Consider the following 25,254-nt stretch of genomic DNA (forward strand, 5'->3'; position numbering starts at 1 on the left):
ATCCTGAAAGCCTGTGCATGTCCCTGTGCACAGTTCGAATACTAGCGGGTTCAGCCAGGCGAGCAAGCGATGGAGCTTGCAAGGTATTTCCGCGGACACATTTACTCACCGGTGAATAAACCATGCTTTTCAATGGGTTGTAAAAATTCAGCCTTTGGAAACGACTTTGATTTACTGAAGGTTGCATGGAAAGCTTACACAACGAGTAAGTAAAGGCTTACACGCGATGTTACTGGGGTAGCGCGGTACACATTTGATAGGTGTCTTGCCAGGTAGCGTCTGGGCGCCATGCGCCCCGGCAATCTGAAAGGGAACCTCGCTTTTCGCCACAAACAAAAACGCCCCGAGATCATCGGGGCGTCTTTTGTTACAGCGCTAGCTACTGGAACAATGACTCGCTGGACAGACCATTCTTTTCAAGGATCTCACGCAAACGCTTCAGCCCTTCTACCTGAATCTGCCGCACCCGTTCCCGGGTCAGGCCAATCTCCAGGCCAACATCTTCGAGGGTACTGCTTTCATGCCCTCGCAGGCCGAAGCGACGCACCACCACCTCGCGCTGCTTGTCGGTCAACTCACCCAGCCACTGGTCTATGCTCTGCGACAGGTCGTCATCCTGCAGCAGTTCGCACGGGTCCGTCGGGCGGTCGTCGGTCAGGGTATCGAGCAGCGTCTTGTCCGAATCCGGGCCAAGCGACACGTCTACCGAAGACACCCGTTCGTTCAGGCCGAGCATACGCTTGACCTCGGCGACCGGCTTTTCCAGCAAGGTGGCGATTTCTTCCGGCGAGGGCTCGTGGTCGAGTTTCTGCGTCAGCTCGCGCGCGGCGCGCAGGTAGACGTTCAGTTCCTTGACCACATGGATCGGCAGGCGAATGGTGCGAGTCTGGTTCATGATCGCCCGTTCGATGGTCTGGCGAATCCACCAGGTCGCGTAGGTCGAAAAACGGAAACCACGCTCCGGGTCGAACTTTTCGACCGCACGGATCAGCCCCAGGTTGCCCTCTTCGATCAGGTCGAGCAGCGACAGGCCACGGTTCACGTAACGACGGGCAATTTTGACAACCAGGCGCAGGTTGCTTTCGATCATGCGCTTGCGGCCGGCAGGGTCACCCTTTTGCGACAAGCGCGCAAAATGCACTTCTTCTTCCGGCGAAAGCAGCGGCGAGAAACCAATCTCGTTGAGATACAGCTGGGTGGCATCGAGCGCCCTGCTGTAATCGATGTACTTGTGTTGCTTGAGCGAAGAGCCCGATTTGGCCCTCGTCCGAACCGAAGATACAGCAGGTTCGTCTGACACCACATCCGTTTCCAAAACGATACCCGTCTCCATCAGGAGGACGTCATCGTCGATGTCAAACTCCGGCACTTCTTTACTGAGAGCCATTGTTATAATCCTTTGCTGAGTTCGAACTCAGACTCGAGCGGCACCTTTCTCCCTGGCAGCGCTTGAGCCTGTCCCCTCTACATCACAGGAACAGGCCGGGTACAACGGTCAACGACGTGGCAGGAACTGGAGTGGATCGACGGGTTTGCCCTGGCGGCGAATCTCGAAATGCAGCTTCACCCGATCTGTGCCCGTAGACCCCATTTCAGCAATCGACTGCCCTGCCTTGACCTGCTGCCCCTCCCGAACCAACAGCCTGCGGTTATGACCGTAGGCACTGACGTAGGTGTCGCTGTGCTTGATGATGATCAGCTCGCCGTAGCCCCTCAAACCACTCCCGGCATAAACCACCGCACCATCAGACGCAGCAAAAACAGGCTGTCCCAAATCACCGGCGATATCAATGCCTTTATTCAAACTACCGTTTGAAGCGAATTTTCCAATCAGTACACCGTTGGCAGGCCAGGTCCACCCACCTACCGCGCGCTCTGCGGCTGGTACGGTCGCAACCACAGGGGCAGGGGCGGAAGGCGCCGACGTGGCCGGTTTGCTGGTGCTGGCAGGCGCCGTGGCAGTGCTGCCCACAGGCCGCCGCGTGACCGTGGTGCGGCTTGACGAGGACGGGCTGGACACCACCGTGGTGCGGCTGCTGGAACCGCTGCTGAAACGAATCGCTTGGCCCGGGCGGATGGTATAAGGCGCCTGAATGCCGTTGCGTGCAGCCAGCTCCTTGTAGTCCCAGCCATAACGGAAGGCGATGGAGAACAGGGTGTCGCCTGGCTTGACGATGTATTGCCCAGAAGTCACCGCCGGGCGCTTGGGCACGCTGTTGTTGCGGTCGACCACCCGCGCGCTGTTGCTGCTGGTGCTTGAGCAACCCACCAGAAGCGTGCCCATGGCCAATGCAATCACCAGAAGCTTGAAACCCGACCCGTCCTTGCGCTGCCGAATGACTGTGTGACCCACCCGCGCTCCCCTCATGGTGCCGAAAATCGATATGAAGACAAGAAATGCAATATTGTTGCAATTATAACCAAGCCAGCCAGTAATGGCAGACGGGTTCAAAAGACGGGCATAAAACCCCGGTGCACGCTGTGCGTTAGCGCTTCGCACCGCCTGATAGACAGGGCGAAGCGACAAGAATTCGCCACCGGCACAAAAATACACCGCGCCTCATGCCTGCACAGCTCAGATCAACAGGCCTCAGGCCAGAGGCCCATTGAGCAGCGGCACGAAGCGCACAGCCCCCAGTACGCGACGGGAGAATCCATGCTCCTCGCGCACGATCAGCATCAGTTGCTGCGCTTCGCCGGCCGGCCCTACCGGGATGACCATGCGTCCACCGGGTGCCAGTTGGTCGAGCAGTGCCTGTGGCACTTCCGGCGCCACGGCGGTGACGATGATGCCGTTGTACGGCGCAAGCGCCGGCCACCCCTCACAACCGTCACCCCAGCGGAATACCACGTTGCGCAGGTTAAGCTCCACCAGGCGCTCTTTGGCCCGGTCCTGCAGCACCTTGATGCGCTCTACCGAAAACACCCGCTCGACCAGCTGAGCCAGGATCGCCGTCTGGTAGCCCGAACCGGTGCCAATCTCCAGCACCTTGTCCAGCGGCCCGGCCTCGAGCAACAGCTCGCTCATGTGAGCAACCATGAACGGCTGGGAGATGGTCTGGTTGTGGCCGATCGGCAGCGCGGTGTCTTCGTATGCTCGATGCGCCAGCGCCTCGTCGACGAACAGGTGGCGCGGCGTACGACGGATCACGTCGAGCACCTTGGTGTTCGAAACCCCCTCTTCGCACAAGCGCTGTATCAGCCGCTCCCGGGTACGCTGAGAGGTCATGCCGATGCCACGCCGCAGCATATCGTCCTCGCGCATCAGAGCAGGCCCTCCAGCCAACCATCGAGCTGCTCGAAGGCATCATTGAAGGTGCGGTCGAGCTGCAACGGGGTAATCGATACGTAGCCTTGCATCACCGCGTGGAAGTCGGTGCCCGGGCCGCCGTCCTCGGCATCACCGGCCACGGCAATCCAGTAGCCTTCCTTGCCACGCGGGTTGACCACCTTGGTGGGCGCCGCCGCCCGCGCCCGGTGACCGAGACGGGTGAGCTGGATGCCACGGATGTGCTCCAGTGGCAAGTTGGGAATATTGACGTTGAGTACGGTGCGTGGCGGCAACACCAGGCGCGACTGTGCCTCGACCAGACGACGGGCGATATAGGCCGCAGTCGGCAGGTTGTCCGGCTGGCGCGACAACAGCGAGAACGCCAGCGAGGTACCGCCGAGGAAGCGGCCTTCCAGCGCCGCAGCGACCGTTCCCGAATACAGCACGTCATCGCCCAGGTTGGCACCGAGGTTGATCCCCGACACGACCATGTCCGGCGTCTGCGGCAACAGCCCATTGAGCCCCAGGTGCACGCAGTCGGTCGGCGTGCCGTTGAGGCTGATGAAGCCATTGGCCAGGGTCTGCGGATGCAGTGGCCGGTCCAGCGTCAGCGAACTGCTGGCGCCGCTCTTGTCTTGATCCGGGGCGATCACCGCGCACTCGGCATAATCCACCAGCGCAGCGTGCAGCGCGGCGATGCCAGGTGCGGTAACACCGTCGTCATTCGAAATCAGAATACGCATGGGCTGTCCGTCTGCCCTGCCGACACCAGATCCACGACTTCACGCACCACCACGGTGGCGAAGCATCCGGCCGGCAGGACGAATTCCAGTTGCAGGATATCAGGCTCGGGATAATGCCACGTCAGGCCGCCAATAGGGAGCCGCAGAATTCGCCGTTCGTGATCCATGCCCGCCTGGGCCAGCCACTGGCAAAGTGCCGGCTGACGTGCGCCGATAGCGTTTTCCAGCTGGGCAGGCGCACCGCCAGCAGGTGAAGCGCCCTCCCCCCACATCGGGCCGGTTGGATGCAAGTCGAGAATCGCCAGGCGCGGGTCGGCACATTCCGCCTCACCCGCCGGGAAGAAACTGCGGCTGTCGGTGAACGCCAGCAGGTCCCCGACCTGGGCTCGGGCCCAGCTACCGTCAGCGACACGCGCAGCCAGCAACTGATTGAACAGGTAGCTGCGCCCGGCCGAAAGCAGCCGCGAACGCACGTTGCGCTGTTCAGGCAAAGCCTTGCGTGCGGCCCAATCGAGGGCGTCATGGACGTTGCCACCCCCGTGCCCGAAGCGCTGGGTGCCGAAATAGTTGGGCACACCTTGCTGCCTGAGCTGCTCCAGGCGCGCATCCACCGCCTGGTGATCGGCAGCCAGGGCGGTCAGGCGCAAGGTGAACCCGTTGGCCGAATGCGCGCCGCGCTGCAGTTTGCGCTGGTGACGCACCTGTTTGAGCACACGCAGGCTGGCATCCTCGGCACGCGACAGATCCGGGTCGGCCTTGCCCGGCAGGTGCAGGCTGAACCACTGGCGGGTCAGCGCCTGGCGGTCCTTCAGGCCGGCGTAGCTGATGCTGCGCACCGGCACGCCAGCGGCGCGGGCAAGGCGCCGGGCGGCTTCTTCAGTGTTCAGGTCACGCTTCTCGACCCACAGCCACAGGTGCTCGCCTTGGCCGGATAGCGGTATATCCAGAACTTCGTCAACCTGAAAGTCTTCGGCAACCGCTTTGAGGACGGCGGTGCCCAGGGGTTCGCCCGATGCACGCGGGCCCAGCAATTCCAGTTCGGTCATGCTGGCAGCAGCAGGGCGACCGAATGCACGGCAATGCCCTCCTCGCGGCCGGTAAAGCCAAGCTTCTCTGTGGTGGTGGCCTTGACATTGACCTGGTCGAGCTCGACCTGCAGGTCTTCGGCGATCAGCTGGCGCATGGTTTCGATGTGTGGGGCCATTTTCGGTGCCTGGGCGACGATGGTGGCGTCAACGTTGCCGACCTTCCAGCCCTTGGCCTTGACGATGCCGACCACATGGCGCAGCAGCGCGCGGCTGTCAGCCCCCTTGAACTGCGGGTCAGTGTCAGGGAAGTGCTTGCCGATGTCGCCCAGCGCCGCAGCGCCAAGCAAGGCATCGCTCAGGGCGTGCAACAGCACGTCACCGTCAGAATGGGCCAACAGGCCGTATTTGTGGGGGATACGCACCCCGCCCAGGGTAATGAAATCACCGTCGCCGAAACGGTGCACATCGTAGCCGTGGCCAATACGCATAAAAAAAACGCCCTGAATGAGTCAGGGCGTGATTCTACCTGCTTTGCTGCGGGTTTGGCGGCTTTTGGACCAGGGTGTTACACCCGCCCCAGTGCCACCGCATGATGGCGCAGGTGCTCCTCGATGAAGCTGGCAATGAAGTAGTAGCTATGGTCATAACCCGGCTGCATACGCAGGGTCATTGCATGGCCACCTTTGCGTGCCGCCTGTTCCAGCGCTTCAGGCTTGAGTTGCTTCTCGAGGAAGTCGTCACGGTCGCCCTGGTCCACCAGCAACGGCGGGCATTGGCCAGCAGGGGTTTCGGCCAGCAGCACACTGGCATCCCACTCACGCCAGCGCCCACGGTCTTCACCCAGGTAGCGGCTGAAGGCTTTCTCGCCCCACGGACAATCCATCGGATTGCTGATTGGCGAGAATGCCGACACCGAGCGGTAGCGCCCCGGATTGCGCAAGGCGCACACCAGCGCGCCATGCCCACCCATGGAGTGGCCGCTGATGCTGCGCTCGCCCGACGCCGGGAAGTGGGCCTCGATCAGGGCTGGCAACTCCTCCACCACATAGTCGTGCATGCGGTAGTGCTGGGCCCAGGGTTGCTGGGTGGCGTTGAGGTAGAAGCCAGCACCCAGGCCAAAGTCCCAGGCGCCGTCCGGATCGCCCGGCACCTGCTCGCCACGCGGGCTGGTATCGGGGGCAACGATGATCAGGCCCAGCTCGGCGGCCAGACGCTGGGCGCCGGCCTTCTGCATGAAGTTCTCGTCGGTGCAGGTGAGGCCGCTGAGCCAGTAAAGCACCGGCAGCTTTTCGCCCTGCTCGGCCTGCGGTGGCAGGTACACGGCGAACACCATATCGCAACCCAGCACCTTGGAATGATGCCGGTAACGCTTGTGCCAGCCGCCGAAGCTCTTCTGGCAGGAGATGTTATCCAGGCTCATGGCAGACCTCAGAAGTGGATCACGCTACGGATGCTCTTGCCTTCATGCATCAGGTCGAAGGCCTTGTTGATGTCTTCCAGACCCATCGTGTGGGTGATGAAGGTGTCCAGCGGGATCTCGCCTTTCTCGGACATTTCCACGTAGCTCGGCAGCTCGCTGCGGCCACGCACGCCACCGAACGCCGAACCACGCCAAACCCGACCAGTAACCAGCTGGAACGGACGCGTGGAAATTTCCTGGCCGGCGCCGGCCACACCGATGATGACCGACTCACCCCAGCCCTTGTGGCAGCATTCCAGGGCGGCGCGCATCAGTTGAACGTTGCCGATGCACTCGAAGGAGAAGTCCACGCCACCATCGGTGAGGTCGACGATCACTTCCTGGATCGGGCGATCGTAGTCTTTCGGGTTGACGCAATCGGTGGCACCCAGCTGGCGGGCGATTTCGAACTTGGCCGGGTTGATGTCGATGGCGATGATACGCGAAGCCTTGGCCTTGACCGCACCGATCACGGCCGACAGGCCGATGCCACCGAGGCCGAAGATGGCCACGGTATCACCTGGCTTGACCTTGGCAGTGTTGAGTACCGCGCCGATACCGGTGGTGACGCCGCAGCCCAGCAGGCAGACCTTTTCCAGTGGTGCTTCTTTCTGGATCTTGGCCACGGAAATTTCCGGCAGCACGGTGTATTCGGAAAACGTCGAGGTGCCCATGTAGTGGAACAGCTGCTGGCCCTTGTACGAGAAGCGCGTGGTGCCGTCCGGCATCAGGCCCTTGCCCTGGGTGGCGCGGATGGCCTGGCACAGGTTGGTCTTGCCCGAGAGGCAGAACTTGCACTTGCCGCATTCCGGGGTGTACAGCGGGATGACGTGGTCACCCACGGCGAGCGAGGTCACCCCCTCGCCCACCGCTTCGACGATGGCACCGCCTTCGTGGCCAAGGATCGACGGGAAGATACCTTCCGGGTCAGCACCGGACAGGGTATAGGCATCGGTGTGGCAGACACCGCTGGCGACCACGCGCAGCAGCACTTCACCGGCCTTTGGCATGGCCACGTCGACTTCGACGATTTCCAGGGGTTTCTTGGCTTCGAAGGCTACGGCAGCACGGGACTTGATCATCAAAGGTCTCCAGACAGTGGATCGATTCAGTCTTGCAGTGTAATTCAGCGCGTTTTGATGAATAATCAGGCCAAAGACAAAACATTATTGCCACACAGGGATAATCGATGAGCAGCCGATGGGAAGGCATCGACGAATTTGTCGCCGTGGCCGAATCGGGCCAGTTCACTGCCGCTGCCGAACGCCTGGGGGTTTCCTCATCGCACATCAGCCGGCAGATCGCCCGGCTGGAGGACCGCCTGCAAACGCGCTTGCTGTACCGCAGTACCCGCAGGGTAACCCTGAGCGAGGCAGGGCAGACTTTCCTGCAGCATTGCCAACGCTTGCAGGATGGCCGCGAGGAAGCGCTGCGCGCCATGGGCGACCTGGCCAGCGAACCCAAGGGCTTGCTGCGCATGACGTGCGCCGTGGCCTACGGCGAGCGCTTCATCGTGCCGCTGGTGACGCGATTCATGGCGCTGTACCCGCAGCTGCGCGTGGATGTGGAGCTGAGCAACCACACCCTCGACCTGCTGCATGAAGGCATGGACCTGGCCATCCGTCTTGGCCGCCTGGCCGACTCTCGCTTGGTGGCTACCCGCCTGGCGCCAAGGCGCATGTACCTGTGCGCCTCGCCGGCCTATCTTGAGCGCTATGGCCGGCCACACAGCCTGTCGGAGCTGGCGCGGCACAATTGCCTGGTGGGGAGTTCGGACTTGTGGGCGCTACAGCAGGATGGCCGTGAGATCAGCCAGCGGGTACAGGGTAACTGGCGCTGCAACAGTGGCCAGGCAGTGCTGGATGCGGCGCTGCAAGGGATCGGGTTGTGCCAGTTGCCGGATTACTACGTGCTGGAACACCTGAACAGTGGCGCGCTGGTGTCGCTGCTGGAGGCGCACCAACCGCCGAATACGGCGGTGTGGGCGCTGTATCCGCAGCAGAGGCACCTGTCGCCCAAGGTACGGCGGCTGGTGGATTACCTGAAGGAGGGGTTGGCGGGGTTGCCGGAGTATCGTTTCGGCTGACGGGATGTGCTGCATGTACTGGCCTCTTCGCGGGTGAACCCGCTCCTACGACGGCCTGTGTCCAAACACCGGTGTGTGTCTACCGCCGTGTAGGAGCGGGTTTACCCGCGAATACGGTGGCGGCGGCAACGGTGAACGGCGGGTGGAGATTGGCCAGCAGGCCCGGCCCTTTCGCGGGTGAACCCGCTCCTACGACGGCCTGTGCCCAACCACCGATGTGTGTCTACCACCGTGTAGGAGCGGGTTTACCCGCGAATACGGTGGCGGCGTCAACGGTGAACGGCGGATGGTGATTGGCCAGCAGGCCCGGCCCTTTCGCGGGTGAACCCGCTCCTACGACGGCCTGTGCCCAACCACCGGTGTGTGTCTACCACCGTGTAGGAGCGGGTTTACCCGCGAATACGGTGGCGGCGGCAACGGTGAACGGCGGGTGGAGATTGGCCAGCCCAGGAGAACGCTCAGCGTTTACCCGCCCAGCGCTGGCGCAACCATTCGAGATCTTCGGGCCGGGTTACCTTTATGTTGTCACTGCGCCCTTCCACCAGCCGCGGCGCCTGACCGGACCATTCGATGGCCGAGGCTTCATCGGTCACCACCACATCCGACACCAGGCACTCAGCCAGCGCCCGGTGCAACGCTCCCAGGCGGAACATCTGCGGTGTGTACGCCTGCCAGATCGTGCTGCGGTCCACGGTAGCACTCACCCGGCCATGGCTGTCGGCACGCTTGAGGGTATCGCGCGCCGGCACCGCCAGCAGGCCACCCACCGGGTCGTCCGCCAGCTCCGACAACAGCTTGTCCAGGTCGCTGCGCGCCAGGTTCGGCCGCGCAGCATCGTGCACCAGCACCCAGTCGCTGTCCCCCGCCCCCTGGGCATGCAGCACCAGCAAGGCGTTAAGCACCGAGTCAGCGCGTTCACGCCCGCCCGCCGCGCACTGGATGCGTGGGTCGCTGGCGTAGCGCAGGCCAGGCCAGTACGGGTCATCTTCGGCAATGCTGACCACCACGCCCTTAAGCGCTGGGTGGCCAAGAAAACAGTCGAGGCTGTGCTCGAGAAGGGTCTGCCCAGCCAGCTCCAGGTATTGCTTGGGGCGGTCGGCAGCCATGCGGGCACCTACACCCGCCGCAGGAATCACGGCCCAGAAGGCCGGCAAGGTATCGATCATTTTTGTGGCAACTGGAAGAGGGTTTCGCCCTCTTTGACCATCCCCAATTCGTGGCGGGCCCGTTCTTCAACGGTCTCCATGCCTTTTTTCAGCTCTAGCACTTCAGCATCGAGCACACGATTACGCTCGAGCAAGCGCTCGTTTTCGGCATGCTGATCGGCAATCTGCTGCTTCAGTTCGGTCACTTGCGCCAGGCTGCCGTTACCCACCCACAGGCGGTACTGCAGGCCACCCAACAGCAAGAGCAGAACGAGGAACAACCAATAGGGACTGCGCATCACGTTATCCAGGTTAAAAAGGCTGCCGCGTTTTTACTTCGGGGCCTCGAATAGCACGAAGCCTGGCCGAGGCCAGGCTTCGTCGACAGAAACCCGTTAGTACGTAGGAAAGTTCAGTACGAACGTTCCTACAACTTCGGCTGCTGCCTTTTTACCATCTCTTGCTTAGCCGCGAAACTCGGCACGACCGCGGTAAACCGCTTTGGCGCCCAGTTGCTCTTCGATGCGCAGCAGCTGGTTGTACTTGGAAACGCGGTCGGAACGGCACAGCGAGCCGGTCTTGATCTGGCCAGCAGCAGTACCCACAGCCAGGTCGGCAATGGTCGAGTCTTCGGTTTCACCGGAACGGTGCGAGATCACTGCAGTGTAACCAGCAGCCTTGGCCATCTGGATGGCTTCCAGGGTTTCGGTCAGCGAGCCGATCTGGTTGAACTTGATCAGGATCGAGTTACCGATGCCTTTCTCGATGCCTTCCTTGAGGATCTTGGTGTTGGTCACGAACAGGTCGTCACCGACCAGCTGGACTTTTTCACCGATCTTGTCAGTGAGGATTTTCCAGCCAGCCCAGTCGGACTCGTCCAGGCCGTCTTCGATCGAAATGATCGGGAAACGCTCGGTCAGGCCTTTCAGGTAGTCGGCGAAACCTTCGGCGTCGAACGACTTGCCTTCGCCGGACAGGTTGTACTTGCCGTCTTCGTAGAATTCAGAAGCCGCGCAGTCCAGAGCCAGGGTCACGTCGGTGCCCAGCTTGTAGCCGGCTTTTTCGACAGCTTCAGCGATGGCGCCCAGGGCGTCTTCGTTGGATGCCAGGTTCGGGGCGAAACCACCTTCATCACCTACGGCGGTGTTCAGGCCACGGGCCTTCAGGACGGCCTTGAGGTGGTGGAAGATTTCGGTACCCATACGCAGGCCGTCAGAGAAGGTCTTGGCGCCAACCGGCTGAACCATGAACTCCTGGATGTCGACGTTGTTGTCGGCGTGCTCGCCACCGTTGATGATGTTCATCATCGGAACCGGCATCGAGTACTGGCCCGGGGTGCCGTTCAGGTTGGCGATGTGCGCGTACAGCGGCAGGTCCTGGTCCTGGGCAGCAGCTTTGGCGGCAGCCAGGGAAACAGCCAGGATGGCGTTGGCGCCCAGCTTGGCCTTGTTCTCGGTACCGTCCAGTTCAATCATGGCGCGGTCCAGCGCCTTCTGGTCGGAAGGATCCTTGCCCAGCAGCAGGTCACGGATCGGGCCGTTGATGTTGGCGACGGCCTTCAGCACGCCCTTGCCCAGGTAACGGCTCTTGTCGCCATCACGCAGCTCCAGCGCTTCGCGCGAGCCGGTAGAAGCACCGGACGGCGCGCAAGCGCTGCCGATGATGCCGTTGTCGAGCAGTACATCGGCTTCCACAGTGGGGTTGCCACGCGAATCGAGAACTTCACGACCTTTGATGTCGACGATTTTTGCCATTGTTGTAAGCACTCCAGAATTTGACGAAAACAACTTAGCTTAGGAAATTCTTGCCGTTCACCGGGCGAACTTGCTTTGGGCAGGCCTGATGAAGGGAGCCCCTGACCGACTGGTCAGGGGTGGATCGGGCGGTACTTTACCCGAGAAATGAGCTTTACGCGGTTTCTACCGTCGGAAAACTTTTCACCAGGTCGTCCAATTGCTTGAGCTGGACCAGGAACGGCTCCAGTTTATCCAGGCGCAAGGCGCATGGGCCATCGCACTTGGCGTTGTCCGGGTCGGGGTGGGCTTCGAGGAAAAGCCCGGCCAGGCCCTGACTCATGCCGGCCTTGGCCAGGTCAGTGACCTGGGCCCGACGGCCGCCGGCGGAATCGGCGCGGCCACCCGGCATCTGCAGGGCGTGGGTCACGTCGAAGAACACCGGGTACTCGAACTGCTTCATGATGCCGAAGCCCAGCATGTCGACCACCAGGTTGTTGTAGCCGAAGCTCGAACCACGCTCGCAGAGTATCAGCTGGTCGTTACCGGCTTCTTCGCACTTGGCCAGGATGTGTTTCATTTCCTGAGGTGCGAGGAACTGAGCCTTCTTGATGTTGATCACCACGCCGGTCTTGGCCATGGCCACCACCAGGTCAGTCTGCCGCGACAGGAAAGCCGGCAACTGGATGATGTCGCATACCTTGGCGACGGGCTCGGCCTGGTAAGGCTCGTGCACGTCGGTGATCACCGGCACGTTGAAGGTGCGCTTGATCTCTTCGAAGATCTTCAGCCCCTCTTCCATGCCAGGGCCACGGTAGGACGTTACCGACGAACGGTTGGCCTTGTCGAAGCTGGCCTTGAACACGTACGGGATACCGAGCTTCTCGGTAACCCGCACGTACTCTTCGCAGACCTTCATCGCCAGGTCACGGGACTCCAGAACATTCATGCCGCCGAACAGGACGAAAGGCTTGTCGTTGGCGATTTCGATGTTACCGACGCGGATGATCTTCTGGGTCATCGATCAGGCCTTGTTCTTCTGAGCCAGGGCTGCCTTGACGAAGCCGCTGAACAGCGGGTGGCCGTCACGCGGCGTCGAAGTGAACTCCGGGTGGAACTGGCAAGCGACGAACCATGGGTGGTCCTTGGACTCGACCACTTCCACCAGCGCGCCGTCTTCGGAACGGCCCGAAACCACCAGACCAGCGTCCACCAGTTGTGGCAGCAGGTTGTTGTTCACTTCGTAGCGGTGACGGTGACGCTCGGTGATCACGTCCTTGCCGTAGCAGTCGTGCACCTTGGAACCGGCAGCCAGCTGGCAGTCCTGTGCGCCCAGGCGCATGGTGCCGCCCAGGTCGGAAGCCTCGTCGCGGGTCTCGACGGCACCGGTGGCATCGGCCCACTCGGTGATCAGGCCGACCACTGGGTGGCCGCTGTTACGGTCGAACTCGGTGGAGTTGGCGTCTTTCCAGCCCATCACGTTACGGGCGAATTCGATGACGGCCACCTGCATGCCCAGGCAGATACCCAGGTACGGCACCTTGTTCTCACGGGCGTATTGCACCGCGGTGATCTTGCCTTCCACACCGCGCAGGCCGAAACCGCCCGGTACCAGGATGGCATCGGCGCCTTCGAGCAGGCTGGTGCCCTGGTTCTCGATGTCTTCCGAATCGATGTAGCGCAGGTTGACCTTGGTCCGGTTGGTGATGCCAGCGTGGCTCATCGCTTCGATCAGCGATTTGTACGCATCCAGCAGCTCCATGTACTTGCCGACCATGGCGATGGTCACTTCGTGCTCCGGGTTGAGCTTGGCATCGACCACCTTGTCCCACTCGGACAGGTCGGCGCCATTGCACTGCAGGCCGAAGCGCTCGACGACGAAGTCGTCCAGGCCCTGAGCATGCAGCACGCCCGGGATCTTGTAGATGGTGTCGACGTCTTCCAGCGAAATCACCGCACGCTCTTCAACGTTGGTGAACAGCGCGATCTTGCGACGCGACGAAGCATCCACCGGGTGGTCGGAGCGGCAGATCAGCACGTCAGGCTGCAGGCCGATGGAGCGCAGCTCCTTGACCGAGTGCTGGGTCGGCTTGGTCTTGGTTTCGCCAGCGGTGGCGATGTACGGGACCAGGGTCAGGTGCATCAGCATGGCACGCTTGGAACCCACTTCGACACGCAGCTGGCGAATCGCCTCGAGGAACGGCTGCGACTCGATATCACCCACGGTACCGCCGATCTCCACCAGGGCCACGTCGGCATCGCCGGCACCCTTGATGATGCGACGCTTGATTTCGTCGGTGATGTGCGGGATGACCTGGATGGTCGCGCCCAGGTAATCACCACGACGCTCTTTGCGCAGCACGTGCTCGTAGATACGGCCGGTGGTGAAGTTGTTGTTCTGGGTCATGGTGGTGCGGATGAACCGCTCGTAGTGCCCCAGGTCGAGGTCGGTCTCGGCGCCATCGTGGGTGACGAACACTTCACCGTGCTGGAACGGGCTCATGGTGCCCGGGTCGACGTTGATGTACGGATCCAGCTTGAGCATGGTGACCTTCAGGCCCCGCGCTTCCAGGATGGCCGCCAGGGAAGCCGAGGCAATGCCTTTCCCCAATGAAGAAACAACACCGCCCGTGACGAATATGTAGCGCGTCATGAAAAACCCTAGAAGTCTGCGTTAAGGCGGCCAGCGCCGCCGGAGAAAGCGAAGGAAGGCCGAAGCCCCCGATCACCTGCGTCAATCACAGTGCATCTCGAAAAACTGCCGCGTCTGTACAGCCAGGGTATACCCGGCATGGCGTTCGCTCGTCATTTCCAGAATCAGCTCGGCAAAAAACTGCTTGGTAATCGGCAACTCCTGTGTTTTCGCGGAACCCACAGAAGTTGTATCAAGAAGGGAGGGTAGTCTACCGGAATGTACCCTTCAGCTCAAACCTTGCGCGTTCGTCGGTAACTGCCAGTGCAGTTGGCAATCCGCCTGCACCAGCCCGGGCAGGTTGGCCACCGCCAGCAGGCATTCGCCGTGATACAGCAACGGCAGGCGCGAGCGCAGGAAATGCGGCACCTGCTGTTCGTTGAGCAGGCGCTTGAGGTCCCGCCGACCACGGCCGGGAACCTCCAGCATTTCCCCCCCCTGACGGTAGGCAATGCGCAACCCGCTCGGCACGGCTGCGCCAACAAGACGCACGCAACCATTGCCCGGCAACCGCAACGGCCCATCAGGGTCGGGCCAGGCCAGCGAGCCAGCCGGTTGCTGTAGCCAATCACCGCTCAACCACCAGATGCGCCCGTGGCTACGCACCAACCGTCCATCGGCAAGCCGCCAGACTGGTTGGGCATCGGCAGCGGCATCGCGCAGGTCTGCCCAGCCGGCCCAGTGCCGGGTATCGGGCAAACGGGTGCGCTGGCTCAGCCAGTACTGCAAGGCATTGCGCTGACGGGCCGGCGATAACGCCAGCAGGGCGGCCAGGTCGAGGGAATCCAGCCCCGACCAGGCGATGGGCGCCCCCTTGCCCGCAAGCGCCAGATCCTCTTGGGCCAGTTCGTCCAGCAAACCCAGCGCCTCGCCCAGATGCTCTGCTGCCCGGGCGAAGTTCTGGCTGGCCTGTGGCCAACGTTGCTGCAAGTGCGGCATCACTTCGCCGCGCAGGTAGTTGCGAGCGAATTGTGTGTCGACGTTTGACGGGTCTTCGATCCAGGTCAGCCCTTGGGCTTGGGCATAATCCTGCAAATGTTGCCGGGAACAGGCCAGTAACGGCCTGACCAGGCTGCCCTGCCCCAGCGCCCGCTGCCCCGGCATTGCCGCCAGGCCACGCAGGCCGGCGCCGCGCAACAGGCGGAACAGCAGGGTCTCGGCCTGGTCGTCGCGGTGCTGGCCGGTGAACAGGATATCGCCCGGGCCGAGCACTTGCCTGAAGGCGGCATAGCGCGCATCTCGGGCCGCCTGTTCCAGGCTGGCGCCTGGGGAGACCTGGACGTGGATGACCTGGAGTTCAACGTCGAAATTGTCGCAGATGGCTTGGCAGTGGGCGGGCCAGGCGTCGGCAGCGGCTTGCAGGCCGTGGTGGATATGGATGGCGCGCAGCGGGGGGGATGCGTGGTTGCGGGCGTATTCGGCCAGCAGGTGCAGGAGGACGGTGGAATCGAGGCCGCCGGAGAAGGCGACGTGCCAGGTGGGGGCGTTGAGCCAAGGAGTGAGGTTGATCATCTAGCCCTCGCTCGATTCCAGAAAGCATTCGCGGGCATGCCCGCTCCCACACGTACGGCGCAAGCCTCAAGGGCAGCGCAATACCTGTAGGAGCGGGTTTACCCGCGAACACCGGCGAAGCCGGTGCCATCAATCACAAGGGCCGTAAAACGGCCCCGGGGCAAATCAGAATCAGAGGCCGTAGCTCATCAGGCGCTCGTAACGACGGGCCAGCAGCGCATCGTTGTCGAACTTGCCGAGCATGTCCAGCTGCTGCACCAGATCGGCACGGATGCTTTCGGACATCTTGGCCGGGTCACGGTGGGCGCCGCCCAGCGGCTCCTGGATGACCTTGTCGACAATGTTCAGGCTCTTCAGACGCTCGGCGGTGATGCCCATGGCCTCGGCCGCGTCTGCTGCTTTATCGGCCGTTTTCCACAGAATCGAAGCACAGCCTTCCGGCGAGATAACCGAGTAGGTGGAGTACTGCAGCATGTTCAGTTGGTCGCACACGCCAATGGCCAGTGCCCCACCGGAACCACCCTCACCGATCACGGTAGCGATGATCGGGGTTTTCAGGCGTGCCATGACCCGCAGGTTCCAGGCGATGGCTTCACTCTGGTTGCGCTCTTCGGCGTCGATGCCCGGGTAGGCGCCCGGCGTGTCGATGAAGGTCAGGATCGGCATCTTGAAGCGTTCGGCCATTTCCATCAGGCGACAGGCCTTGCGGTAGCCTTCCGGGCGCGGCATGCCGAAGTTGCGACGCACTTTCTCGCGCACTTCACGGCCCTTCTGGTGGCCAATGACCATGACCGGCTTGCCGTCCAGACGCGCAGTACCACCCACGATGGCGGCGTCGTCAGAGAAGTGACGGTCCCCGTGCAGCTCTTCGAACTCGGTGAAGATGTGCTCCAGGTAGTCCAAGGTGTATGGACGACGCGGGTGACGGGCCAGGCGGGCGATCTGCCAGCTGGTCAGGTTGCCGAAGATGCTTTCGGTCAGGGTGTTGCTCTTGTCTTGCAGACGGGCAATTTCATCGCTGATGTTCAGCGAGTTGTCGTTGCCCACCAGGCGCAGGCCTTCGATCTTGGCTTGCAGGTCGGCAATCGGCTGTTCGAAGTCGAGGAAATTCGGGTTCATAGTCATCCGTCTTGGGTCTACGGCCAGGCGGCCGGCCGGTTGATCCGTTTGGCGCCATACCTTAAGGGATCAGGCGCATTCAGGTCGAGATTAAATTTTTGTCGGTTCAACGATATTGCAGGAAGACGTTCTCACGCCCGAACTGGTCACGCAGCGCCTGAATCAGCCCATCGGCCGGATCGATCGCCCACTGCTCGCCAAACTGCAGCATGGCCTTGGCGTCGCTGCCGGTGTACTCCAGCGTGATCGGGCAGGCACCGCGATGGCGGGTGATCAGCTCGCCCAGCCACTTCAGCCGGTCGCCCTTCAGTGCGTCATGCGCCACCTTCAGGCGCAGGCTCTCGGCCAGCTTGGTGCGTGCGTCTTCCATGGTCATCACCTGCTTCACCCGCAGGCGCAAGCCCCCGGAGAAGTCGTCATTGCTGACCTCGCCTTCCACCACCACCATCGCATCGGTCTGCAGCAAGGACTGTGCCGCCATGAAGGCATCGGCAAACAGCGATGCCTCGATCCGCCCGGAACGGTCATCCAGGGTGACGAAGCCCATCTTGTCGCCCTTCTTGTTCTTCATCACCCGCAGCGCAATGATCATGCCCGCGATGGTCTGGGTTTCGCGCGACGGCTTGAGGTCGACGATGCGCTGGCGGGCGAAGCGACGGATCTCGGTCTCGTACTCGTCGATCGGGTGGCCGGTGAGGTACAGGCCAAGGGTGTCCTTCTCCCCCTTCAGACGCTCCTTGAGGGTGAGCTCGCGCACCTTGCGGTGGTTGGCATACACATCGACATCTGCCGCGTCGAACATGCTGCCGAACAGGTCGACATGACCACTGTCAGCGGTGTGTGCGGCCTGCTCGGCTGCCTTGATGGCCTCGCCCAGCGCCGACAGCAAGGTTGCCCGGTTGATGTCGATGTTGGCGTGGTAGGCCTTGATCTCGTCATGGAAGTGCGGGCCAAGGCGGTCCAGCGCGCCACTGCGCACCAGCGCATCAAGGGTACGTTTGTTGACCCGTTTGAGGTCGATGCGTTCACAGAAATCGAACAGGTCCTTGAAGGGACCGCCTTGGGCACGGGCCTCGACAATCGCCTCCACCGGGCCTTCGCCGACACCCTTGATGGCACCAAGGCCGTAGACGATACGGCCGTCGTTGTTGACGGTGAACTTGAAGTCCGAGAAGTTCACATCCGGCGCGTCGAGGCGCAGCTTCATGCTGCGCACCTCCTCCACCAGCACCACCACCTTGTCGGTGTTGTGCATATCCGCCGACAGGACCGCGGCCATGAACGGCGCCGGGTAGTGGGTTTTCAGCCAGGCGGTCTGGTACGACACCAGGCCATAGGCGGCGGAGTGGGATTTGTTGAAGCCGTAGCCCGCGAACTTCTCTACCAGGTCGAAGATGTTACCGGCGAGGTCCGCATCGATATTGTTGGCTACGCAACCTTCGATGAAACCACCGCGCTGCTTGGCCATTTCCTCGGGCTTTTTCTTACCCATGGCCCGGCGCAGCATGTCGGCGCCACCCAGGGTATAACCTGCCATCACCTGGGCGATCTGCATCACCTGTTCCTGGTACAGGATGATGCCGTAGGTTGGCGCCAGTACCGGCTTGAGGCCTTCGTACTGGTAGTCGGAGTGCGGGTAGGCCAGCTCGGCGCGGCCGTGCTTGCGGTTGATGAAGTCGTCCACCATGCCCGATTGCAGCGGGCCCGGGCGGAACAACGCAACCAGTGCGATCAGGTCTTCCAGGCAGTCGGGCTTGAGCTTCTTGATCAGCTCCTTCATGCCGCGCGATTCCAGCTGGAACACCGCCGTGGTTTCGGCCTTCTGCAGCAGCTCGTAGGTCTTGCGGTCGTCCAGCGGGATGAAGTCGATGTTGAGGTCGGGCAGGTTCTTCTTGGCCTGCTCGCGGTTGATGATCTCCATCGCCCACTTGATGATGGTCAAGGTACGCAGGCCGAGGAAGTCGAACTTCACCAGGCCGGCGGCCTCGACGTCATCCTTGTCGAACTGGGTTACCAGGCCACCACCCTCTTCATCACAGGCGATCGGCGAAAAGTCGGTGAGCTTGGTCGGTGCGATAACCACACCACCGGCGTGCTTGCCGGTACCCCGGGTCACACCCTCCAGCTTCAGGGCCATGTCCCAGATTTCACGGGCGTCTTCGTCGCCCTTGAGGAAGTCACGCAGGATTTCTTCCTGCTCGTAGGCCTTCTCCAGGGTCATGCCCACTTCGAAGGGGATCATCTTCGACAGGCGGTCGGCCAGGCCATAGGATTTGCCTTGCACCCGCGCCACGTCACGCACCACCGCCTTGGCGGCCATGGTACCGAAGGTGATGATCTGGCTCACCGCATTACGGCCGTAGGCCTCGGCCACGTAGTCGATCACCCGGTCACGGCCGTCCATGCAGAAGTCGACGTCGAAGTCGGGCATGGAAATACGTTCAGGGTTGAGGAAGCGCTCGAACAGCAGGTCATAGGCCAGCGGGTCGAGATCGGTGATCTTCAGTACATAGGCCACCAGCGAGCCAGCACCCGAACCGCGGCCCGGGCCAACCGGTACGTCGTTGTTCTTGGCCCACTTGATGAAGTCCATAACAATCAGGAAGTAACCGGGGAAGCCCATCTGGATGATGATGTCCAGCTCGAACTTCAGGCGGTCCAGGTAAACCTGACGCTTTTCTTCATAATTGGGCGTGGTCTCTTTCGGCCACAGCACGGCCAGGCGCTCTTCCAGGCCTTCGTGGGACACATGCCGCAGGTAGTCGTCGATGCCCATGCCGTTGGGCGTGGGGAAGTCAGGCAGGAAGTACTTGCCCAGCTGTACCTGGATGTTGCAGCGCTTGGCAATTTCGACGGTGTTGGCGATGGCGTCGGGCAGGTCGCTGAAGAGCTCGGCCATTTCCTCGGCCGACTTCAGGTACTGCTGGTCGCTGTAGCAACGCGGACGGCGCGGGTCATCGAGGGTCCAGCCCTCACCGATACAGACGCGGGTTTCGTGGGCGTCAAAGTCCGTCTGCTTGATGAAACGTACGTCGTTGGTAGCCACCAGCGGGGCGCCAAGCTTGTCGGCCAATGCCACCGCCGCGTGCACGTATTCTTCGTCGCGTGCGCGATTGGTGCGCTGCACTTCAACGTAGAAGCGCTCGGGGAACATGCCCATCCAGTCTTGAAGAAGCACTTCGGCTTCGTCTTGCCGACCCGCCAGCAGCGCCATGCCAATGTCGCCTTCCTTGCCCGCGGACAGGGCAATCAGGCCCTCGCTGGCCGGGGCGATCCATTCACGCTGGAGGATGACCAGGCCGTTGCGCTGGCCATCGGTCCAGCCGCGCGAGATCAGTTCGGTGAGGTTGCGATAGCCCTTGGGGTCCATGGCCAGGAAGCAGATGCGCGACAGCGGGGCTTCCGGGTCGGCACCGGCCAGCCACAGGTCGGCACCGCAGATCGGTTTGATGCCGGCGCCCATGGCCGTCTTGTAGAACTTCACCAGCGAGCACATGTTGCTCTGATCGGTGATCGCGACCGCCGGCATGTTCATCCCGGTCAGCGCCTTGGCCAGCGGTTTGATCCGCACCAGGCCGTCGACCAGCGAGAATTCGGAATGGACGCGCAGGTGAACGAAGGGAACCGACATGGAAGATCCTGTAGCAGAGCTTAACGACAAGGGCGGGATTGTAGCCTAACTAGGGGCTTTTTTTGGGGCTGCTTTGCAGCCCTTCGCGGGCACGCCCGCTCCCACAGGTACGGCCCCGCTACTCAGACCGATGAATCCTGTGGGAGCGGGCGTGCCCGCGAAGGGCCGCAAAGCGGCCCCAATAGGTCAGATAAGGGAATCGGTGACGCCTTCGCGCGCTTCCCAAGCAGCCCGCACCGGGGCGAAGGAACGCCGATGAATGGGCGTAGGCCCAAGGCGCGCCAACGCCTCGAGATGCACCGGGGTCGGGTAGCCCTTGTGCCCGCCAATGCCGTAACCCGGGTAGATCAGTTCGAACGCACTCATCTCCCGATCACGGGTCACCTTGGCCAGGATCGATGCCGCCGCAATGGCCGGCACCTGGCTATCCCCCTTGACCACCGGTGCTGCCGGCACCGCCAGTTTCGGGCAGCGATTGCCGTCGATCAGGGCCAGCTTTGGCGTAATGTGCAAGCCCTCCACTGCCCGCTGCATGGCCAGCATGGTGGCCTGCAGGATGTTCAGGCTGTCAATTTCCTCGACCTCGGCACGGGCGATGCAGAAGCTCAAGGCCTTTTCGCAGATCTCGTCGAACAGCGCCTCACGCCTGGCTTCGGTGAGTTTCTTCGAATCGTTCAGACCGAGAATCGGCCGCGCGGGATCAAGAATCACGGCCGCCGTTACCACCGCGCCGCACAACGGGCCACGACCCACTTCGTCAACGCCGGCGACCAGGTCTTCTACCAGGTTGAAGTCCAGTCCAATTTGCATGTCAGCGGTCCTTGAGCAGGGCCAGTACCGCCTCGGCCGCCTGATTGGAGGCGTCACGGCGCAGGGTGCGGTGAATTTCGTCGAAACGTTCGGTCTGCTGGCTTCCATCGCGCACCAGCGGCGCCAGGGTGTTGGCCAGCGCTTCACTGGTAGCGTCGTCCTGCAGCAACTCGGGCACCAGCTCTCGCTGGGCCAGCAGGTTCGGCAATGACACGTAAGGGCTTTTCACCAGACGCTTGAGAATCCAGAAAGTCAAAGGTGCCAGACGGTACGCCACCACCATCGGCCGCTTGTACAGCAGCGCCTCGAGGGTGGCGGTACCCGAGGCGATCAGCACCGCGTCACAGGCTGCCAAGGCTTGGTGCGACTGGCCATCGAGCAGGGTCAGCGGCAGTTGGCGCCCTTCAAGCATCTGTTCGATCTGGGCGCGCCGCGTGGCGTTGGCGCAGGGCAACACGAAGCGCACACCCGGCACTTGTTGGCAAAGGCGCTCGGCGGCGTCGAGGAACAACGCGCCCAGGCGCCCTACTTCGCCGCCCCGACTGCCCGGCATCAATGCCACCACCGGCCCCTCGCCCAGGCCCAGCGCGGCGCGCGCGGCCGGGCGGTCGGATTCAAGCGGGATGGTGTCTGCCAGCGGGTGGCCAACAAAACGCACTGGCACACCCTGCTCTTCGTAGAACCGCGCCTCGAACGGCAGCAGCGTCAGCATCAGGTCGCAGCCTTCGCGGATCTTCAGCACCCGCTTTTGCCGCCAGGCCCACACTGACGGGCTGACATAGTGCACGGTCTTGATCCCGGCCTGGCGCAGCTTCAGCTCGATGTTGAGGGTGAAGTCAGGGGCGTCGATGCCGATGAATACGTCGGGTTTTTCTTCGATCAGGGTCTGGATCAGCAGCTTGCGGCGCTTGAGCAGCTCGCGCAGACGCCCCAGTACCTCGACCAGCCCCATGACGGCCAGGCGCTCCATGGGGAAATAGGATTGCAGGCCCTCGGCCTCCATCAAAGGGCCGCCAACCCCGATGAACCGCACGTCGGGGTGGCGTGCCTTGAGGGCACGCATCAAGCCTGAACCAAGAATATCGCCACTGGCCTCACCCGCGACCAGCGCTACGCAAAGCTGGGCCATATCAGCGCGTGATGCCGCGAGCGGAGCTCAGGATCGACTGACGGAACAGCTCGACCTCAGGGTGTTGCGTGGCCGGTTCGGCCAGCTCCTTGAGCGCGTCTTCGACGGTCAGGCCCTGACGGTAGACAATCTTGTAGCAACGACGCAGCACATGGATCACCTCGTCGCTGAAACCGCGGCGGCGCATGCCCTCGAAGTTCATGCTGCGGGCTTCGGCGGGGCTGCCGAATACGGTAACGAAGGCCGGAACGTCCTTGCCAATGGCCGTGCCCATGCCGGAAAACGCGTGGGCGCCAATATGGCAGTACTGGTGAACCAGGGTGTAACCGGACAGGATCGCCCAGTCACCCACATGTACATGACCTGCCAACGCCGTGTTGTTGACCAGGATGCAGTGGTTGCCGATGACACTGTCGTGGCCAATGTGGGCATAGGCCATGATCAGGTTATGGTCACCCACGGTGGTTTCCGAGCGGTCCTGAACAGTACCGCGGTGGATGGTCACCCCTTCGCGAATCACATTGTGATCGCCGATCACCAGGCGCGTCGGCTCACCCTTGTACTTAAGGTCCGGGGTGTCTTCACCGATCGAGGAAAACTGAAAGATACGGTTGTGCTTGCCGATGCGGGTCGGGCCTTTGAGCACAACATGCGGGCCGATAACGGTGCCCTCCCCGATTTCTACATCAGGGCCAACGATCGACCAAGGGCCGACCTCGACGCCGTCGGCCAGCTTGGCCGACGGATCGATAATGGCCCGAGGATCAATCGAATTCATAGGGAGCGTTCCGCGCAGGTGATTTCTGCCGAGCAGACCGGCTTGCCATCGACAAGGGCGCGGCACTCGAACTTCCAGATCATGCTTTTACGGCTGAGGAACTTGGCTTCCAGCACAAGCTGGTCACCCGGCAGAACCGGCTGACGGAAACGCAGTTTGTCGGAACCGACAAAGTAGTACAGGGTGCCATCGGCCGGCTTGGCATCGAGCATCTTGAAACCAAGGATGCCGGCCGCCTGGGCCATGGCTTCGATGATCAGGACACCCGGCATGATCGGGTGTGCCGGGAAGTGGCCATTGAAAAACGGCTCATTGATGCTGACATTCTTGTAGGCACGAATGCTCTGGGCCTCGAAGTCCAGATCCGTCACACGGTCTACCAGCAGAAACGGGTAGCGGTGAGGCAGGTATTCGCGAATCTCGTTGATGTCCATCATTTCGGTGGGGAAGCCTGTAATAAGAATAGGGAGCGCAGGTGCTGACCACACGCTCCTTTTGCAATCCAAAGAGGAGCCAGCTAGCGACTGTTCACTCTTGCTCAGGGAATGGTATCAGCCTTCTGATGTCGGCAGGCCACCTGAGGTCACGGTATCGACGCGTTTTTCCAGCTGCTGGAGACGCTTGGCCATGTCGTCCAGGTGGCGGATACGCGCGGCGCTCTTGCGCCAGTCAGCCAGCGGCTGCATGGCAGTGCCGGAAGAATAGGAACCCGGTTCAGTGATCGAACGGGTAACCATGGTCATTCCGGAAACGAAAACGTTATCGCAAATATCGATGTGCCCAACCAGCCCCACGCCACCGGCCAGCATGCAGTGCTTGCCGATGCGCGTGCTGCCGGAGATCCCGACGCAAGCGGCCATGGCAGTGTGATCACCGATCTGCACGTTGTGAGCGATCTGGATCTGGTTATCCAGCTTGACCCCGTCGCCGATCCGAGTGTCGGACAGCGCGCCACGGTCGACAGCAGTATTGACGCCGATCTCCACGTCATCACCAATGGTGACGCCGCCGATCTGCGCAATCTTGCGCCAGATGCCCTTCTCGTTGGCAAAGCCGAAGCCCTCGCCGCCGATCACGGCACCCGACTGGATGACCACACGCTTACCGATGGTCACGTCGTGATACAGCGTGACCCGCGGTGCCAGCCAACCACCTTCACCGACCACACAGCGGGCACCGATGAAGCAGTGTGCGCCGATGCTGACGTTGGCGCCGATGCGCGCACCACTTTCGATGACCGCGAACGGCCCGATGCTGGCGCTGGCGTCCACCTGGGCATCTTCCGCCACCACGGCGCTGGGATGTATTCCCGCCTCAGCCTTGGGTTTGGGATCGAACAGGTGGGAAATCCGCGCGTAAGCCAGGTACGGGTCCGCCACGACCAGGGTATTGCCGGCAAAGCTTTCGGCATCCGCAGCCTTGAGCAGCACCGCGCCGGCCTGGCTGTTATCCAGGTACTTGCGGTACTGCGGGTTGGCGAGGAAGCTCAACTGCGTCGGGCCAGCCTCTTGCAAGGTGGCCAACCCGGTAATCTGCAGCGCCTCGGGCCCCTTGAGGGTAGCTCCGAGTACCTCGGCCAGCTGGCCTAGCGTCATGGTCACACTCATATCAACGGGCTTGGTTCATGCGCTCGATGACTTGGCGGGTGATGTCGTACTGAGGTTTGACATCGATGACCGCACCACGCTCGAGGACCAGGTCGTAGCCGCCCTTCTTGATCACTTCCTCGACAGCACCATCCAGCTTCGGCTTCAGTTGCTTGAGCATGTCGCGATCAGCAACGGCCTTGGCTTCGTTCAGTTCCTTGGACTGGAACTGGAAATCGCGGGCCTTTTGCTTGAACTCGAGCTCCAGGCGCTCACGCTCCTGCTGCTGCATCTTGTCGCCGCCCTTGATCAGGCGGTCCTGGATGCCCTTGGCACTGCTTTCCAGGCTTTTCAGCTTGGTCAGTTGCGGACCGAATTTCTTCTCGGCATCAACCGCATACTTCTTGGCGGCATCCGACTCGAGCAGGGCCATCTGGTAGTTCAGGACGGCAACCTTCATTTCGGCGAAAGCCGGGGTGGCGACCAGCGCCGCGGCCACTACGGCCAATTGAGCCAATTTACGCACGATGCA

At 62.0% G+C, this 25,254-nt stretch carries 23 protein-coding genes; 1 reads left to right on the plus strand and 22 read right to left on the minus strand.

Annotation, left to right across the window (positions count from 1 at the left end):
* Nucleotides 1-379 precede the first annotated feature (379 nt).
* From rpoS to ACZ889_RS26175, 8 genes are all read right to left on the minus strand, one after another.
* Nucleotides 380-1,387 carry an RNA polymerase sigma factor RpoS gene (gene rpoS / locus ACZ889_RS26140; protein ID WP_003252351.1) on the minus strand — a complete coding sequence of 336 codons (1,008 nt, stop codon included), beginning with the start codon at nt 1,385-1,387 and terminating at the stop codon, nt 380-382.
* A gap of 108 nt (nt 1,388-1,495) precedes the next feature.
* Nucleotides 1,496-2,353 carry a peptidoglycan DD-metalloendopeptidase family protein gene (locus tag ACZ889_RS26145; RefSeq protein ID WP_476258040.1) on the minus strand — a complete coding sequence of 286 codons (858 nt, stop codon included), beginning with the start codon at nt 2,351-2,353 and terminating at the stop codon, nt 1,496-1,498.
* Between the two features lie 237 nt (nt 2,354-2,590).
* The gene (locus ACZ889_RS26150) at nt 2,591-3,229 is read right to left on the minus strand and encodes a protein-L-isoaspartate(D-aspartate) O-methyltransferase (protein ID WP_003252348.1); all 639 of its coding nucleotides are present in this window, start codon (nt 3,227-3,229) and stop codon (nt 2,591-2,593) included.
* A 35-nt stretch (nt 3,230-3,264) separates the two neighbouring features.
* A complete protein-coding gene (gene surE / locus ACZ889_RS26155; protein ID WP_003252346.1) occupies nt 3,265-4,014 on the minus strand; it encodes a 5'/3'-nucleotidase SurE in 750 nt (249 codons plus the stop codon).
* Entirely contained in the window at nt 4,002-5,060 is a 1,059-nt protein-coding gene (gene truD, locus ACZ889_RS26160) for a tRNA pseudouridine(13) synthase TruD (protein ID WP_004574838.1), read from the minus strand. Before truD ends, surE begins: the two co-directional genes overlap by 13 nt.
* A complete protein-coding gene (ispF, locus tag ACZ889_RS26165) occupies nt 5,057-5,530 on the minus strand; it encodes a 2-C-methyl-D-erythritol 2,4-cyclodiphosphate synthase (RefSeq protein WP_476257961.1) in 474 nt (157 codons plus the stop codon). Before ispF ends, truD begins: the two co-directional genes overlap by 4 nt.
* A gap of 77 nt (nt 5,531-5,607) precedes the next feature.
* Complete coding sequence (gene fghA / locus ACZ889_RS26170) at nt 5,608-6,462, minus strand: S-formylglutathione hydrolase (protein ID WP_003252340.1); 855 nt, start codon at nt 6,460-6,462, stop codon at nt 5,608-5,610.
* Between the two features lie 8 nt (nt 6,463-6,470).
* Nucleotides 6,471-7,583 (minus strand): S-(hydroxymethyl)glutathione dehydrogenase/class III alcohol dehydrogenase, encoded by a 1,113-nt coding sequence (locus tag ACZ889_RS26175; RefSeq protein WP_014592131.1) that lies wholly within the window; start codon nt 7,581-7,583, stop codon nt 6,471-6,473.
* A gap of 107 nt (nt 7,584-7,690) precedes the next feature.
* Between ACZ889_RS26175 and ACZ889_RS26180 the strand changes: the two genes are divergently transcribed.
* Nucleotides 7,691-8,587 carry a LysR substrate-binding domain-containing protein gene (locus tag ACZ889_RS26180; protein WP_003252336.1) on the plus strand — a complete coding sequence of 299 codons (897 nt, stop codon included), beginning with the start codon at nt 7,691-7,693 and terminating at the stop codon, nt 8,585-8,587.
* 458 nt (nt 8,588-9,045) lie between these two features.
* Here the strand turns inward: ACZ889_RS26180 and ispD are convergent, their stop codons facing one another.
* From ispD to ACZ889_RS26250, 14 genes are all read right to left on the minus strand, one after another.
* The gene (ispD, locus tag ACZ889_RS26185; RefSeq protein WP_003252335.1) at nt 9,046-9,753 is read right to left on the minus strand and encodes a 2-C-methyl-D-erythritol 4-phosphate cytidylyltransferase; all 708 of its coding nucleotides are present in this window, start codon (nt 9,751-9,753) and stop codon (nt 9,046-9,048) included.
* Entirely contained in the window at nt 9,750-10,031 is a 282-nt protein-coding gene (ftsB, locus tag ACZ889_RS26190) for a cell division protein FtsB (RefSeq protein ID WP_004576849.1), read from the minus strand. Before ftsB ends, ispD begins: the two co-directional genes overlap by 4 nt.
* A 165-nt stretch (nt 10,032-10,196) precedes the next feature.
* Nucleotides 10,197-11,486: a phosphopyruvate hydratase gene (eno, locus tag ACZ889_RS26195; protein ID WP_003252333.1), complete on the minus strand. Its 1,290-nt coding sequence runs from the start codon at nt 11,484-11,486 to the stop codon at nt 10,197-10,199.
* A 154-nt stretch (nt 11,487-11,640) separates the two neighbouring features.
* Nucleotides 11,641-12,486, minus strand: a complete 846-nt coding sequence (gene kdsA / locus ACZ889_RS26200; RefSeq protein WP_010952685.1) for a 3-deoxy-8-phosphooctulonate synthase — start codon at nt 12,484-12,486, stop codon at nt 11,641-11,643.
* 3 nt (nt 12,487-12,489) lie between these two features.
* Complete coding sequence (locus ACZ889_RS26205; protein WP_012270851.1) at nt 12,490-14,118, minus strand: CTP synthase; 1,629 nt, start codon at nt 14,116-14,118, stop codon at nt 12,490-12,492.
* 267 nt (nt 14,119-14,385) lie between these two features.
* Nucleotides 14,386-15,669 (minus strand): tRNA lysidine(34) synthetase TilS, encoded by a 1,284-nt coding sequence (tilS, locus tag ACZ889_RS26210; protein ID WP_180689367.1) that lies wholly within the window; start codon nt 15,667-15,669, stop codon nt 14,386-14,388.
* A 171-nt stretch (nt 15,670-15,840) separates the two neighbouring features.
* Entirely contained in the window at nt 15,841-16,788 is a 948-nt protein-coding gene (locus tag ACZ889_RS26215; protein WP_003252323.1) for an acetyl-CoA carboxylase carboxyltransferase subunit alpha, read from the minus strand.
* Between the two features lie 106 nt (nt 16,789-16,894).
* Complete coding sequence (gene dnaE / locus ACZ889_RS26220; RefSeq protein WP_054888937.1) at nt 16,895-20,419, minus strand: DNA polymerase III subunit alpha; 3,525 nt, start codon at nt 20,417-20,419, stop codon at nt 16,895-16,897.
* Nucleotides 20,420-20,605: 186 nt separating this feature from the next.
* Complete coding sequence (gene rnhB / locus ACZ889_RS26225; RefSeq protein ID WP_003252319.1) at nt 20,606-21,229, minus strand: ribonuclease HII; 624 nt, start codon at nt 21,227-21,229, stop codon at nt 20,606-20,608.
* Nucleotide 21,230: 1 nt separating this feature from the next.
* On the minus strand, nt 21,231-22,358 hold the full coding sequence (gene lpxB / locus ACZ889_RS26230; RefSeq protein WP_088513564.1) for a lipid-A-disaccharide synthase: 1,128 nt from the start codon (nt 22,356-22,358) through the stop codon (nt 21,231-21,233).
* Nucleotide 22,359: 1 nt separating this feature from the next.
* Complete coding sequence (gene lpxA / locus ACZ889_RS26235; protein WP_003252316.1) at nt 22,360-23,136, minus strand: acyl-ACP--UDP-N-acetylglucosamine O-acyltransferase; 777 nt, start codon at nt 23,134-23,136, stop codon at nt 22,360-22,362.
* Nucleotides 23,133-23,573 (minus strand): 3-hydroxyacyl-ACP dehydratase FabZ, encoded by a 441-nt coding sequence (gene fabZ, locus ACZ889_RS26240; protein ID WP_003252314.1) that lies wholly within the window; start codon nt 23,571-23,573, stop codon nt 23,133-23,135. The genes lpxA and fabZ overlap by 4 nt, the downstream gene beginning before the upstream one ends.
* Before the next feature lie 114 nt (nt 23,574-23,687).
* Entirely contained in the window at nt 23,688-24,743 is a 1,056-nt protein-coding gene (gene lpxD, locus ACZ889_RS26245; protein WP_003252312.1) for a UDP-3-O-(3-hydroxymyristoyl)glucosamine N-acyltransferase, read from the minus strand.
* Nucleotide 24,744: 1 nt separating this feature from the next.
* Nucleotides 24,745-25,248 carry an OmpH/Skp family outer membrane protein gene (locus tag ACZ889_RS26250; RefSeq protein WP_003252311.1) on the minus strand — a complete coding sequence of 168 codons (504 nt, stop codon included), beginning with the start codon at nt 25,246-25,248 and terminating at the stop codon, nt 24,745-24,747.
* Nucleotides 25,249-25,254 lie beyond the last annotated feature (6 nt).

The sequence above is a fragment of the Pseudomonas sp. TE3895 genome (assembly GCF_056278855.1).

Excerpts from the sequence above, each read along its gene's own strand:
- rpoS (WP_003252351.1), bottom strand. The coding sequence starts at position 1,387 with ATGGCTCTCAGTAAAGAAGTGCCGGAGTTTGACATCGACGATGACGTC.
- ACZ889_RS26150 (WP_003252348.1), bottom strand. The coding sequence starts at position 3,229 with ATGACCTCTCAGCGTACCCGGGAGCGGCTGATACAGCGCTTGTGCGAA.
- surE (WP_003252346.1), bottom strand. The coding sequence starts at position 4,014 with ATGCGTATTCTGATTTCGAATGACGACGGTGTTACCGCACCTGGCATC.
- truD (WP_004574838.1), bottom strand. The coding sequence starts at position 5,060 with ATGACCGAACTGGAATTGCTGGGCCCGCGTGCATCGGGCGAACCCCTG.
- ispF (WP_476257961.1), bottom strand. The coding sequence starts at position 5,530 with ATGCGTATTGGCCACGGCTACGATGTGCACCGTTTCGGCGACGGTGAT.
- fghA (WP_003252340.1), bottom strand. The coding sequence starts at position 6,462 with ATGAGCCTGGATAACATCTCCTGCCAGAAGAGCTTCGGCGGCTGGCAC.
- ACZ889_RS26175 (WP_014592131.1), bottom strand. The coding sequence starts at position 7,583 with ATGATCAAGTCCCGTGCTGCCGTAGCCTTCGAAGCCAAGAAACCCCTG.
- ACZ889_RS26180 (WP_003252336.1), top strand. The coding sequence starts at position 7,691 with ATGAGCAGCCGATGGGAAGGCATCGACGAATTTGTCGCCGTGGCCGAA.
- ispD (WP_003252335.1), bottom strand. The coding sequence starts at position 9,753 with ATGATCGATACCTTGCCGGCCTTCTGGGCCGTGATTCCTGCGGCGGGT.
- ftsB (WP_004576849.1), bottom strand. The coding sequence starts at position 10,031 with ATGCGCAGTCCCTATTGGTTGTTCCTCGTTCTGCTCTTGCTGTTGGGT.
- eno (WP_003252333.1), bottom strand. The coding sequence starts at position 11,486 with ATGGCAAAAATCGTCGACATCAAAGGTCGTGAAGTTCTCGATTCGCGT.
- kdsA (WP_010952685.1), bottom strand. The coding sequence starts at position 12,486 with ATGACCCAGAAGATCATCCGCGTCGGTAACATCGAAATCGCCAACGAC.
- ACZ889_RS26205 (WP_012270851.1), bottom strand. The coding sequence starts at position 14,118 with ATGACGCGCTACATATTCGTCACGGGCGGTGTTGTTTCTTCATTGGGG.
- tilS (WP_180689367.1), bottom strand. The coding sequence starts at position 15,669 with ATGATCAACCTCACTCCTTGGCTCAACGCCCCCACCTGGCACGTCGCC.
- ACZ889_RS26215 (WP_003252323.1), bottom strand. The coding sequence starts at position 16,788 with ATGAACCCGAATTTCCTCGACTTCGAACAGCCGATTGCCGACCTGCAA.
- dnaE (WP_054888937.1), bottom strand. The coding sequence starts at position 20,419 with ATGTCGGTTCCCTTCGTTCACCTGCGCGTCCATTCCGAATTCTCGCTG.
- rnhB (WP_003252319.1), bottom strand. The coding sequence starts at position 21,229 with ATGCAAATTGGACTGGACTTCAACCTGGTAGAAGACCTGGTCGCCGGC.
- lpxB (WP_088513564.1), bottom strand. The coding sequence starts at position 22,358 with ATGGCCCAGCTTTGCGTAGCGCTGGTCGCGGGTGAGGCCAGTGGCGAT.
- lpxA (WP_003252316.1), bottom strand. The coding sequence starts at position 23,136 with ATGAATTCGATTGATCCTCGGGCCATTATCGATCCGTCGGCCAAGCTG.
- fabZ (WP_003252314.1), bottom strand. The coding sequence starts at position 23,573 with ATGATGGACATCAACGAGATTCGCGAATACCTGCCTCACCGCTACCCG.
- lpxD (WP_003252312.1), bottom strand. The coding sequence starts at position 24,743 with ATGAGTGTGACCATGACGCTAGGCCAGCTGGCCGAGGTACTCGGAGCT.